The sequence below is a fragment of the Isoptericola sp. b408 genome, from assembly GCF_030588085.1.
Lineage (GTDB): Bacteria > Actinomycetota > Actinomycetes > Actinomycetales > Cellulomonadaceae > Isoptericola > Isoptericola sediminis.
The window spans coordinates 445,109-457,374 of record NZ_JAUQYQ010000002.1 but is presented as its reverse complement, the minus strand read 5'-3'; the positions used below and the strand labels follow the sequence as shown (position 1 = coordinate 457,374).

Sequence of the window (12,266 nt, the reverse complement as noted above, 5' to 3'; positions counted from 1 at the left end):
GGCTCCTGGCCGGTCGGCGGTCTCAGAGCTCGTCCGGGTCGTCCCAGGAGTGTCCGCTCGAGGCGCCCTCCATCGGGCGCAGGACGGTCTGCGACAGCGACAGCGGCGCCTTCGTCGCGTCGCCGCCGGGTCGGGGGTCACCGTGCTCTTCCGTGGCCGAGCGCTGCCGCGGCGCGATCCGCGCCTGGGAAGCGATCGACTCGTCGAGGAGGGCCCGAGCTCGGTCGGAGTCGGCCTCCTGTGTGTCCTTGATCATGTCCCAGGTGTATCAGCGGGACGGCACGTTCGCCCGTGCTTGGCACACTATTCTGCACACGGGCGCACTCCTGCCACCCCGTCGGCACCGGGACGTCACACCGTGCGGCGACGCGACGCCCTCTGCACGACACGACCCTCCCCTGCCCGTGCGCGCGCCGTATGGTGGGGCCGTGACCACAGGCGATCCACTCGACGAGGCGCGCTCCCGGGCCACTCCTGCGCCGAGCGAACGCCGCCGCGAACCCTGGCCCGGCCCCCGACCGCTGCTCTGGGCACCTCGCGCGCACACCGTCGAGCTCGTGCTCCTTCTCCCCGACGGATCCACCTCGCGCCGACCGATGCGACTCGTCGGCGCCCACGAACCCGGCTACTGGCGTGCCGACGAGCAGATCTCCCCGGGGACGGACTACTCGTTCTCGATCGACGGCGGGCCGCCGCTCTCCGACCCCGCGGCGGCCCACGTCCCCTCAGGGATCCAGGGCCCGAGCAGGATCCTGGACGAGCGGTTCGTGTGGCGGGACCACGCGTGGCCCGGGGCCGACCTCACCCGGGGGTCGCTGCTGCACCTCGACGTGCCCACGGTGACGCCGGAGGGGACCCTCGACGCCGCCACGGGGCTACTGCCCGACGTCGCCACGCTCGGGGTCGACGGCGTCGAGCTCTCCCCCGTGGCGGCCTTCGACCCCGAGGCCGGTCCTCGCGCCGGCGTCCGGCTCTTCGCGGTCCACGAGCCCTTCGGGGGCCCGCACGCCCTGCAGCGGTTCGTGGACACGGCGCACCGCCACGGACTCGCCGTCGTGCTCGACCTGCCCCACCGGTGGGCGGTCGCCGACCCGCTGCGGCTGGACCGGTTCGGACCGTACGCGCAGGGGTCGCGGATCGCGCCGCGGCCGCGGAAGGACCACGGCCACGACGCCCCCCGGATCAACCTCGACGGCTCCGGCAGCCGCGGCCCCCGGGACTTCTTCGTCGCGGACGCCCGGCGCTGGCTGCACGAGTTCCACGTCGACGGCCTGCTGCTGGACGTCGAGGCCCTCGCCGACCGGTCCTCGGCGCCGTTCCTGACCGAGCTGGCGGCGGTCGCCCAGGACGTCTCGGCGCGGACCGGGCGCCCCCGTGCCCTGCTCGCCGACGGACCCGGTCTCAGCGACCGCCTCACCACGACCGTGGAGCGGCTGCTGACGGGGCGGCTCGACGGTCCGGCCGGCGACCTGCGCCGGCTGTCGACCGAGATCACCGCCCCGGCCCGGATCCCGGCCGGTCGACGGCGTGCGCTGCGAGCCGCCCAGCGCAGCGGCTCGTTCGTCGGACCCGTCACCCGCCTGCCGGCCGCCACCCGGGCGGTCCCCTGGTCACGCCTCGAGGACGTCGCCGGGTCCGCCGCCACGACCTCCGCGGACGACGACGCCACGCTGCTGGCGTTCGCCGTGCTCGCCGGCAGCGTCGTGGTCCTCGACACCGAGCACGTCCCCGTCCGGCCGGGCTCCGCGGACGCCCGCCGACTCGCGGCCTGGACGCGCCGGCTGCTCACCCTGCGGCCCGCCGCCCTGACGGACCTCGCCCACCGCCTGGAGGTCACGACCGACGACGGTGCCCTCGTCGCGCGTCGTGGCGGCACCGCGCTCGTCCTGGTCCTCGACCCCGCGGTGCCCGCGCTGGACCTCGTGCCTCGCCTCGGCACGCCGTCCGGCGCCTGGCGGGTGGCGGCGGCCTGGGACGAGGAGCGCACCCACCTGGAGGACGGGAGCCTGCGGGCCCCGCGGCGCTCCGTCGTCATCCTCCGGGACGACCCCGACGCCCGCCCCGCCGGCGCCGACCCGAGGACGGAACCCTGATGACCGCACCCTGGACCGAGCACCCGGCGACCTCCCTGCGCTGGCGCCCCGGTGATCGCCTCGACGCGCTCGACACCCGCTCCACCCCGGGCTACACCGGCCGCAAGCGCGCCGCCAAGGTGCTGCGCGCCGGCCACGCGGACGAGCTGTCGGACCTGCAGGAACGACTCTTCGCCCACGGCCGCACGGGTGGCGTGCGCAGCGTCCTGCTGATCCTGCAGGGGATGGACACCTCCGGCAAGGGCGGGATCGTGCGGCACGTCGTGGGCATGGTCGACCCTCAGGGCGTCCGGTGCCGAGGCTTCGGGCCACCCACCCCCGAGGAGCAGGCCCACGACTTCCTGTGGCGGATCCGGCGCGCCCTGCCGTCGCCCGGGCTGCTGGGCGTCTTCGACCGGTCGCACTACGAGGACGTGCTCGTCGTGCGGGTCGAGGAGCTCCAGCCCGAGGCGAGCTGGCGGGCCCGTTACGACGAGATCAACGCCTTCGAGGCCGAGACCGCCGCGGCCGGCACCGAGATCGTCAAGGTGATGCTGGCCATCTCGCCCGAGGAGCAGCTCGAGCGGCTGGTCTCACGCCTGGACCGGCCGGAGAAGCACTGGAAGTACGACCCGGCCGACCTGCGCGCCCGGGAGCGGTGGGGCGAGTACCAGGCCGCGTACCAGGAGATGCTGGACCGCACCAGCACCGACGTCGCGCCGTGGTACGTCGTGCCCGCGGACCGCAAGTGGTTCGCCCGGCTGGCCGTGAGCGAGCTGCTGCGCCACACGCTGCGGGGCCTCGACCTCCGGTGGCCGGCGGCGGACTTCGACGTGGAGCGTCAGCGCCGGCTGCTCACCGGCGGGTGACGGCTCAGGCCTCGTCGAGGAGCGCGCGGCCGTCCTCGGCCAGCGCACCCAGGCGGGACAGCGCCCGGTAGTACTTCTTGCGGTAGCCGCCGCGCAGCATCTCCTCGCTGAACAGCGCGCGCGGGTCCGCCCCGGCCAGCAGCACCGGCACGTCGCGGTCGTACAGCCGGTCCACGAGCACGACCAGTCGCAGGGCGACCTCCTGGCGGGTCACCGGTCGCACCCCGGTCAGCCCGACCACCTCGACGCCGTCGAGCAGCGCCCCGTAACGGCTCGGGTGCACGGTCGCGAGGTGCGCGAGGAGGTCGGAGAAGTCGTCGACCACCGCGCGGGGACGCGCGGCCGCGGTGGTGCACACGACCTCGGTGGCGAGCGGCGCGGCGTCCGTGACCACCGACCGGTGGCGGTAGTCCTCGCCGTCGACACGAAGCACCTCGAAACGGTCCGCGAGCGCCTGGATCTCGCGCAGGAAGTCCTCCGCCGCGAACCGCCCCTCGCCGAGGGCGTCCGGCAGGGTGTTCGACGTGGCCGCGAGGGCGACGCCGCGGTCGGCGAGCTCGCGCAGCAGGCGTGACATCAGCACGGTGTCACCCGGGTCGTCCAGCTCGAACTCGTCGATGCAGACGAGCTTCTTGGTGGAGAGGGCCTCGACCGTCGGCAGGAACCCGAGGGCGCCGACGAGGTTCGTGTACTCCACGAAGGTCCCGTAGGCGGCCGCGTCGGCCCCGAGCTCCTCCCGCACGGCGTGCGCGAGCGAGGTCAGCAGGTGGGTCTTGCCCACGCCGAACCCGCCGTCCATGTAGACGGCGGGCGCCGGACGACGACGGCCGAGCAGCGACCGCAGCCCGCTCGGCGCCGGGCGGGCGATCTCGGCGGCCACCTCCTGCAGCCGGGCGACCGCGGCGGCCTGGCTGGGGTGGTCCGGGTTCGCGCGGTACGTGGCGAACCGCGCGTCGGCGAAGTGCCGCGGCGGGACGAGGTCCGCCAGGAGGCGGTCGGCGGAGAAGGCGGGGCGGACCGCCACCAGGGAGCCGATGGCGGTCGTGTCGCTGGACTGCACTGCTGTCACGACGATCCACCCTATGCGGGCGTCGTAGTCTGGCCGCTGTGAGTTCCGACACGCCCCCGCTGGTCCGTCATCTCCCCACCGTCGGCGAGATCCCGCCCGACGCCGACGAGCACGTCCTCGCGGACCTGTACAGGGTGCCGGACGGGCCGTTCGTGCGGGCGAACATGATCGCCACCGTCGACGGGGCCGCCTGGGGTCCTGACGGCCGGTCCGCGTCGATCAACGACCCCGCGGACTGGCGGGTCTTCCGTGTCCTGCGCGCGCTGGCCGACGTCGTCCTCGTCGGCGCCGGGACCGCCCGGCAGGAGGGGTACACGGGCCTGTCCCGGCCCCGCGGCCTGGAACGTCTCGCCACCGCGCCGCTCGAGCTCGCCATCGTCACCCGCAGCGGCCAGGTGCCCTGGGCGACGCTCGACGGCCCCCGTCCCCCGCTGGTGGTCACCGGGCGGGCAGGAGCGCAGGAGGCCGGGGCCGCCGTCGGCGAGGACCGGGTGCTGGAGTGTTCGGACGGCACCGAGGACGGCGTGGACCTGCGCGCGGCCCGCGAGGCGCTCACCGCGCGCGGCCTGGCGCGGGTGCTGTGCGAGGGCGGTCCCGGCCTGCTCGCCGACATGCTGGCCGCGGACCTCGTCGACGAGCTGTGCGTGACGACGTCACCGATGCTGGCCGGGCCCGGACCCCGCCGGATCGTCGCCGCCCCCCGGGACCGGGAGCCCGGCGCCGGGCGGGAGCTGCGCCTCGGCCACCTCCTGTCCGGGCCCTCCGGCACGCTGCTGGCGCGCTGGGAGGTCGGGTGACCCGTGCCGGCGGCCCCCTGGGCACCGCGGGCGGCGGTGCCGTAGGTTGCTGCCATGTCTGCAGAAGCATGGACCGTCGTCGTCCTCAGCGAGGACGCGCTGACCTCCGCCGACGTCGACCACATCACCGGGCTGCACACCGAGATGGACGCCGAGATCGCCTATCGCGTGCTGGTGCCCGCCGACACCGAGCACCGGGTCGTGTCCTCCGTGCTGGACCACCTCGGGATGCTCGAGCTGCGTGAGGCGTGGGACGACCTGATCGGCAAGGAGCCGACGCCCCAGCAGGCCACGGCGACCGCCGCCGAGCAGGTCACCGAGTCCGTGGAGCTGTTCCGCGCCCGCGGCGCCACCGCCTCGGGCGAGGTCACCGAGGACGACCCGCTGCCGACGCTGCAGCGCGCCGTGGCGGACGGCGGCGACGAGGTCGTCGTGGTGACCTACCCGCACGCCGTCGAGGACACCTTCCACACCGACTGGGCCTCCCGTGCCCGGGACGTGCTGCAGGTGCCCGTGCTGCACCTGTACGCCGGCACCAGCGAGCTCGGCTGAGGCGGAGGTGCAGCGCAGGGTGGGGCCCGAAGAACGAGGGACCCGCCCGCAGCGCAACCGCAGACTCAGCCGACGACAGCACGTCTGAGGCCCAGGTCTACCGCACCCGGTGCCCGGCCCGGGTGATGGTCGCGCGCACGAGCTCGTCCATCGAGTCGAGGAACGGCGGCTCGTCCAGCAGCCCGTGGTCGACGGCGGCCACCGACAGCTCGGTGCAGCCGAGCACGACGACCCCGGCGCCGCGGTCGACGAGGCGCGCCGCGACCTGGCGCAGCGCGTCGGGGTCGGCCGGGCGACCGGCCTTGACCTGCTCGTAGATCACGGCGTTGACGCGCTCCTGGTCGGCCTCGTCGGGGGCGACGACGTCGATGCCGTGGGCGGCGAAGGCGTGGTCGTACACCCGGGAGGCGACGGTGCCGGCCGTGGCCAGCAGCCCCACGCGCGTCAGGTCCGGCACGCGGGCCCGTGCGGCGGTGACGGTCACGTCGACGATGGACACGAACGGCACCGTGACGGCGTCGAGCACCTGCTGGGTGAAGTAGTGCGCGGTGTTGCACGGCATCACCAGGAACCGCACCCCGAAGGCCTCGAGACGCGCCGCGTCGCGGGCCAGCACCGGGCCGGGGTCGTCCGTCGACCGGCCGAGCACGAAGTCGGTGCGGTCCGGGATCGTGGCGTGGTTGAGCACCACGAGGTCGACGTGCTCCTGGTCGCGCGCGGCGTCGGTGAGCTGCACGACCCGCTGCAGGAAGTAGGCCGTGGCCAGCGGGCCGACGCCGCCGATCACCCCGACCGGCGGCATCGGTCCCGTGGCCCCGGCGTCCGAGGTGGTGCTCACGCCGAGCCCCGCCACGCGAGGCGGCGGGCCTCGGCGACCGGGTAGTGCTGCGCGTACTTGCGCCACTGGTTGAGCTGGGCGATCGCCAGGTAGGCCAGCCGTCGCGGGTCCGTCTCCGCGCGGTACCACAGCGGGTTGGTGGACCGTCCGCGGCGGGCGAGGCGGCGTGCGGTCGAGCGCACCTCGTCGTCGAGCACGTACCGGCGCAGCAGGGCGCCGGGCAGCACCGTGTACAGGTGCTCCGCCTCGAGCTCGCCGGAGGCGGTGAGCGGCACGTCCGCCCCGAGCACCGCCCGCGGGTCGGGGTCCTGGCCCTGCACGTGCTCGTGCACGTAGAACTTCACGGCGTTCGCCCCGGCGGCGGTGATGTAGAAGTTCGAGCGACCCAGGCGCGGGTTCAGCTCGAAGAACACGTACCGGCCGTCGCGCGGGTCGTACTTGAGGTCGAAGTTCGCGAAGCCGGTCCAGCCCACGTGCTCGAGCATCCGGGTGGCCTGCTCGACGACCTCGTGGTTGACCTGCGTGATGATGCCGGCCGGGTTCCCCAGGGCGCCGGGCGTGTGCTCCTCGAGCAGCACGTGACCGTAGGCGGAGAAGCGGACCTTGCCCGTGGCGTCGGAGTAGCAGGTGAGGATCCGCATCCCGGAGTCGTCCCCGGGGATGTAGTCCTGGACGACGAACGACCCCTGGTACCCCGCGTCGTGGACCCGCCGGAGCAGGTCGACGAGCTCCTCACGGGTGTCGACGAGGAAGACCTTCTTCTTCCCGGCGAACTCCACGTCGTGGTACGCGGCCGTGCTGGCGGCCTTGGCGATGACCGGGAAGGTCAGCTCGGAGGTGTCGGGCTCGCCGCCCGCGGCGACGTCGTGGACGACCGTCGTCGGGTGGGCGATGCCGAGCTCGGCGCACAGGTCGCCGAACCCTTCCTTGTCGGTGAGCCGGTGCAACAGCTTCTCGTCGACGTACGGGATCGTGTAGCGGTCCTCGAGCCGGGCCCGCTGCTCGACGAGGAGCCGGACCAGCCAGTCCGCCGACCCGACGGCGATCAGGTCGGCGTCGGCGTGCTCGTCGGCGATCGCCCGCAGCCGCGCCACCACGACGTCCGGGTCGTCGATCCCGGGCTCCACCACGTGCTGCAGGATCCGCGAGTGGCGCACGAGCCCCGTGGACATCCCGGAGACGACCACCGGGCGCACGCCGTAGGCCTCGTGGAAGGTCCGGGCCAGGGAGTAGGCGCCGATGTCACCGCCGAGGACGACGGGCTGCAGCCGGCGGCTCATCGGGTCTCCTGTCCTGCGGCGGTGCGCCGCGTCGTCGCGCGGCGGGCCGCGTCGTAGTTGGCCTGCAGGGCGCTGGCCGGGTAGTAGCGCCGGTACTTGCGCACGTGGTTCACCAGGGCGGTGAGCACGTACAGCCGGCGGCGCGGCGAGGCGTCGGCGACGTAGCGCAGCGGGTGCACGGTGCGTCCGGTGCGCATCAGCCCCACGACCCGGGCGCGCAGCCCCTCGTCGAGGACGTAGCGGCGCAGCAGCCGGTGCGGCACCACGCAGTAGAGCACCTCGCGCCGCGCCGTGACCTGCTCGCGACGCTCGCGGCGGATCACGTCGTCGACGAGCACCTCGGTCGGGTTCTGGCCGCCCGCGGTCAGGTAGTAGTTGTTGCGCCCGATGCGGGGGTTCTGCTCGAAGAACTTGTACACGCCGTCACGCGGGTCGAGCTTGACGTCGAAGTTGGCGAACCCGTGCCAGCCGACGTGCTCGCACAGCCGCTGGGCCGCGTCGAGGATCTCCTCGATCGGCTCGACGATCATCGCCGACGGGTTGCCCCGGGCCGCCGGGGTGCGCTCCTCCAGCAGCACGCGGGCGGAGCAGCGCAGGGTCACCCGTCCCGAGGTGTCGGAGTACGTCGTGACCGAGCGCATCTGGGTGTCGTCGCCCGGGATCATCTCCTGGACGAGGAACCGCCCCCGGAACCCCGCGCGCCGCAGGCTGCCCCACAGGCTGTCCAGCTCGGCGCGGGAGGCGATCTCGTAGATCTTCTTCTTCCCGGCGAAGTGCACGTCGTGGTAGTCGGCGCTGGAGGCCGGCTTGGCGATCACCGGGTAGTCGAAGCCGACCGGCGCAGGCTTCCACCCCGGCTCGTCCGCGGTGGCGAAGTCCTGGATCACGGTGGCCGGCGTGGGGATGCCCAGCTCGGTGCACACGGCGGAGAACTCGGCCTTGTCGCAGATGCGGTCGATGAGGCCCATGTCGGCGTACGGCAGCACGTAGCCGGCGGCCTGCAGCGCGGACCGGTGGTGCGCGAGGATGCGCACGACCCAGTCCATGTTCGACTGCAGCAGCAGCGGCTCACGGTGCCCGGCCCCCCGACGCTCGCGCGCCACCCGCTCGAGGGTCGCGACGATCTCCTCGGCCGCGGTGCCCGACAGCACGGTGTCGATGAGCTGCGAGTGCGCGATGGGGCCGGGCTCGGCGAAGGCGACCACCGTGGTGCGCAGGCCGTAGGCCTCGTGGAAGGATCGCGTCAGCGCGTACACGCCGATGTCGGAACCGACGATCACGGGGTGGAACCCGGGGTCGCTCGTGGCGGCCTCGGGAACCGACTGGGGGTGGGTCACGGGGGTGTCAGGCCTCCTGCTCGGAACGGTCACCGGACCAGAGGGTGTGGAACGTCCCCTCGCGGTCGGTGCGACGATAGGTGTGCGCACCGAAGAAGTCACGCTGCGCCTGGATGAGCGCGGCGGGCAGGCGCTCCGCGCGGACGCCGTCGTAGTAGGCCAGCGACGACGAGAACGCCGGGGCGGGGATGCCGGCCGACGCGGCCTGGGCCACGACGCGGCGCCACGCGGACAGGCCGTCGCCGACGGCGTCGGTGAAGTACTCGTCCGACAGCAGCAGCGGGAGCTGCGGGTCACGCTCGTAGGCCTCGGTGATCCGGTTGAGGAACCGGGCCCGGATGATGCAGCCACCGCGCCAGATGCGCGCCATGGCACCCCGGTCGATGTCCCAGCCGTGCTCGGCCGACGCGGCGGCGATCTGGTCGAAGCCCTGGGAGTAGGCGACGACCTTGGAGGCGTAGAGGGCCTGACGGACGTCCTCGACGAACGCGTCCCGGTCGGCGACCTGCAGCGGCTCGGCGTTCGCCGGCAGCGCCCGGCGGCCGGCCTCGCGCTGCGGCACGCCGCCGGACAGGGCGCGCGCGAACGTCGCCTCGGCGATCCCGGTGATGGGCACGCCCAGGTCGAGACCGTTCTGCACGGTCCACCGGCCGGTGCCCTTCTGCTCGGCCTGGTCCAGGACGATGTCGACGAAGGCCTGGCCGGTCTCGGCGTCGACGTGCCGGAGCACGTCGGCGGTGATCTCGATGAGGAAGGACTCGAGGTCGCCCTCGTTCCAGGCCGCGAAGATCTCGCCGATCTCGGCGGCGGAGGCCCCCAGGCCGGCCCGGAGCAGGTCGTAGGCCTCGGCGATGAGCTGCATGTCGGCGTACTCGATGCCGTTGTGGACCATCTTCACGAAGTGGCCGGCACCGTTCGGGCCCACGTACGTGCAGCACGGCGTGCCGTCGACCTTGGCCGAGACGGCCTCGAGGATCGGGCCGAGCGACTCGTAGGACTCCCGGGTGCCGCCGGGCATGATCGACGGGCCGAGCAGCGCGCCCTCCTCGCCGCCGGAGACCCCGGTGCCGACGAAGTGCAGGCCGCGGGCGCTCAGCGCCTCCTCGCGGCGGATCGTGTCCGGGAAGTGGGCGTTGCCGGCGTCGACGACGATGTCGCCGTCCTCCAGCAGCGGCAGCAGCTCGTCGATCACGGCGTCGGTGGCCGCGCCGGCCTTGACCATGATGACGACCTTGCGGGGGCGCTCGAGCGAGGCGACGAAGTCGGCCATCGACTCCGAGGGGACGAAGTCGCCCTCGTCGCCGGCCTCCTCCATGAGGGACTGCGTCTTGCCGTAGCTGCGGTTGTGCACCGCCACCGTGTACCCGTGGCGGGCGAAGTTCCGGGCGAGGTTCCGGCCCATCACCGCCAGTCCGGTGACGCCGATCTGAGCTCGTGCTGTCATTGCTTCCTGCTTCCTCGTGGAGGTCGTTCCCGGGCGAACACTCCGTCGGTCACCCGCCAGGCCGAGAACAGCCTAGTCGGACGGCACGAACGGTTGGTCGACGTGCCGTGATGCGGACAGCGCCCGGTCCCGTGCGCCGGACGCGTGCGGCACGTCGGCCCCGCGCGGCGCCCCGCCCGGCGTACGGTGACAGGGTGACTGCTTCCCCGCCGGAGGTCCCGGGGCGGTTCGCCGCCGCGCTGGCGTCGCTGCGCGGCCGTCGCACCCGCCCCGAGGTCCGGCTGTCCGAGATCCCCGGGCCGCGACGTGTGGCGCCGTACAGCCTGGCGCTGGAGGGCGAGGTCATCAGCGGCGGGGTCGAGCTGGCCACCGGACGTTTCGTCGTCCTGCACGACCCCGCAGGACAGGACCAGTGGCGCGGCGACTTCCGGGTCGTGACCCTGGTGCGCGCCGAGCTCGAGCCGGAGCTGGCCGGGGACGAGATGCTCGGCGACGTCGCCTGGACCTGGGTGACCGAGAACCTCGAGTCGGCGCAGGTGGGAGCGATCGCGACCGGCGGGACGGTCACCCGGGTGCTCTCGCAGAGCTACGGGGCGCTGGCACGCACGCCGGACGCGGTGGACCTGGAGATCCGGGCCTCCTGGACGCCGACCGACACCGACCTGGGGGCGCACCTGGAGGTCTGGGCGGACCTGATGTCGACGGCCGGCGGCCTGCCCCCGCTGCCCGACGGCGTGACGGCCCTGGACGTGCGACGCCGTACCGTGGAGCCATGAGCTCCGGCGTGACCCAGGCCGACCCCGGCGTCGTCCCCCTGTCCGAACCGGCCGACGGGGTCGGCGAGGTCGTCTCCACCCCGCGGTCCCTGGACCGCGTCGTCACCGCGTTCGGTGCCGGGTCGGGCCCGGTGGCGGCCGACGCCGAGCGGGCCTCCGGGTACCGGTACGGCCAGGCCACCTACCTCGTGCAGCTCCGCCGCGAGGGCGCGGGGACCGCACTGCTGGACCCGGTGACGCTGCCGGACCTGTCGGCGGTCGCGGACGCCGTCGGACCCGTCGAGTGGGTGCTGCACGCGGCCTCCCAGGACCTGCCGGGACTGGCCGAGCACGGGCTGCGGCCGCCGCGGATCTTCGACACCGAGCTGGCCGCCCGGCTGCTGAACCTGCCGCGCGTGGGCCTCGCGGCCGTCGTCGCCGACACCCTCGGCCTCGGCCTCGCCAAGGAGCACTCCGCGGTCGACTGGTCGACGCGCCCGCTGCCCACGGACTGGCTCCGGTACGCGGCGCTCGACGTCGAGGTGCTGGTCGAGGTCCGCGACGTGCTCGCCGCGCGTCTCGAGGAGGCGGGCAAGGCCGAGTGGGCCGCCCAGGAGTTCGAGCACGTGCGCACCCTGCCGCCGCCGGCCCCGCGGCCGGACCCGTGGCGCCGCACCTCGGGGACGCACACGGTGAAGAACCGACGCGGCCTGGCGGTCGTGCGGGCGCTGTGGGAGGCCCGTGACCGCAACGCCCGCGAGCGCGACGTCTCGCCGGGCCGGGTGCTGCCGGACCGCGCGATCGTCGCCGCGGCGCGCGCGATGCCGCGCACGGCCGGGCAGCTGGCGGCGGTCCCGGAGTTCGCCACCAAGGGCGCCCGACGGCGGATCACCACCTGGCAGCGCGCGATCGACACCGCGCTGGCCCTGCCCGACGCCGAGCTGCCCGCGATCCGGGGGCCGCGCACCGACGGACCCCCGCAGCCGCGCACCTGGGCCGACAGAGACCCCGTCGCAGCCCGGCGCCTGGACGCGGCGCGCGCGATCGTGGCCGAGCTCTCCGAGACCCACGACGTCCCGGCCGAGAACCTGCTGCAGCCCGACGCGATGCGCCGCCTGTGCTGGTCGCCGCCGGAGCCCGCGGGTGCCGAGGAGATCGGGGAATTCCTGCGCGGACGGCGTGCCCGGGAGTGGCAGATCGGTCTGGTGGCGGAGCGGTTCGCGCGCGGTTTCGCCGACGCCTGACCGGCGCGG

General features: G+C 74.2%; 12 protein-coding genes. 6 read left to right on the top strand and 6 right to left on the bottom strand.

What is annotated here, in order from left to right; genetic code table 11:
- Positions 1-22 precede the first annotated feature (22 nt).
- On the bottom strand, positions 23-256 hold the full coding sequence (locus Q6347_RS07750) for a hypothetical protein (RefSeq protein ID WP_171248168.1): 234 nt from the start codon (positions 254-256) through the stop codon (positions 23-25).
- 172 nt (positions 257-428) lie between these two features.
- Between Q6347_RS07750 and Q6347_RS07745 the strand changes: the two genes are divergently transcribed.
- Entirely contained in the window at positions 429-2,093 is a 1,665-nt protein-coding gene (locus Q6347_RS07745) for a hypothetical protein (RefSeq protein WP_304607089.1), read from the top strand.
- Entirely contained in the window at positions 2,093-2,941 is an 849-nt protein-coding gene (locus tag Q6347_RS07740; RefSeq protein ID WP_304604124.1) for a PPK2 family polyphosphate kinase, read from the top strand. The genes Q6347_RS07745 and Q6347_RS07740 overlap by 1 nt, the downstream gene beginning before the upstream one ends.
- A gap of 4 nt (positions 2,942-2,945) precedes the next feature.
- On the opposite strand, the gene zapE is transcribed toward Q6347_RS07740, so the two are convergent.
- Positions 2,946-4,016, bottom strand: a complete 1,071-nt coding sequence (zapE, locus tag Q6347_RS07735; RefSeq protein WP_369810826.1) for a cell division protein ZapE — start codon at positions 4,014-4,016, stop codon at positions 2,946-2,948.
- A 32-nt stretch (positions 4,017-4,048) separates the two neighbouring features.
- Between zapE and Q6347_RS07730 the strand changes: the two genes are divergently transcribed.
- Positions 4,049-4,807 (top strand): dihydrofolate reductase family protein, encoded by a 759-nt coding sequence (locus Q6347_RS07730; protein ID WP_304607088.1) that lies wholly within the window; start codon positions 4,049-4,051, stop codon positions 4,805-4,807.
- A gap of 54 nt (positions 4,808-4,861) precedes the next feature.
- Positions 4,862-5,359 (top strand): hypothetical protein, encoded by a 498-nt coding sequence (locus tag Q6347_RS07725; RefSeq protein ID WP_304607087.1) that lies wholly within the window; start codon positions 4,862-4,864, stop codon positions 5,357-5,359.
- Positions 5,360-5,456: 97 nt separating this feature from the next.
- Here Q6347_RS07725 and Q6347_RS07720 read toward each other — a convergent pair whose 3' ends face one another.
- The 4 genes from Q6347_RS07720 to gndA are packed head-to-tail and all read right to left on the bottom strand — an operon-like array spanning position 5,457 to position 10,258.
- Positions 5,457-6,197 (bottom strand): aspartate/glutamate racemase family protein, encoded by a 741-nt coding sequence (locus tag Q6347_RS07720; RefSeq protein ID WP_304607086.1) that lies wholly within the window; start codon positions 6,195-6,197, stop codon positions 5,457-5,459.
- Positions 6,194-7,477 (bottom strand): carboxylate--amine ligase, encoded by a 1,284-nt coding sequence (locus Q6347_RS07715; RefSeq protein WP_304607085.1) that lies wholly within the window; start codon positions 7,475-7,477, stop codon positions 6,194-6,196. Before Q6347_RS07715 ends, Q6347_RS07720 begins: the two co-directional genes overlap by 4 nt.
- On the bottom strand, positions 7,474-8,814 hold the full coding sequence (locus tag Q6347_RS07710; protein ID WP_304607084.1) for a hypothetical protein: 1,341 nt from the start codon (positions 8,812-8,814) through the stop codon (positions 7,474-7,476). The genes Q6347_RS07715 and Q6347_RS07710 overlap by 4 nt, the downstream gene beginning before the upstream one ends.
- A 7-nt stretch (positions 8,815-8,821) precedes the next feature.
- Positions 8,822-10,258 carry an NADP-dependent phosphogluconate dehydrogenase gene (gene gndA / locus Q6347_RS07705; RefSeq protein ID WP_304607083.1) on the bottom strand — a complete coding sequence of 479 codons (1,437 nt, stop codon included), beginning with the start codon at positions 10,256-10,258 and terminating at the stop codon, positions 8,822-8,824.
- Positions 10,259-10,452: 194 nt separating this feature from the next.
- Here gndA and Q6347_RS07700 point away from each other — a divergent pair, with 194 nt between their 5' ends.
- Together Q6347_RS07700 and Q6347_RS07695 are read left to right on the top strand one after the other, a co-directional pair.
- Positions 10,453-11,034: a DUF3000 domain-containing protein gene (locus Q6347_RS07700; RefSeq protein ID WP_171248161.1), complete on the top strand. Its 582-nt coding sequence runs from the start codon at positions 10,453-10,455 to the stop codon at positions 11,032-11,034.
- Positions 11,031-12,257: an HRDC domain-containing protein gene (locus tag Q6347_RS07695; RefSeq protein ID WP_304604130.1), complete on the top strand. Its 1,227-nt coding sequence runs from the start codon at positions 11,031-11,033 to the stop codon at positions 12,255-12,257. Before Q6347_RS07700 ends, Q6347_RS07695 begins: the two co-directional genes overlap by 4 nt.
- Positions 12,258-12,266: the final 9 nt, after the last annotated feature.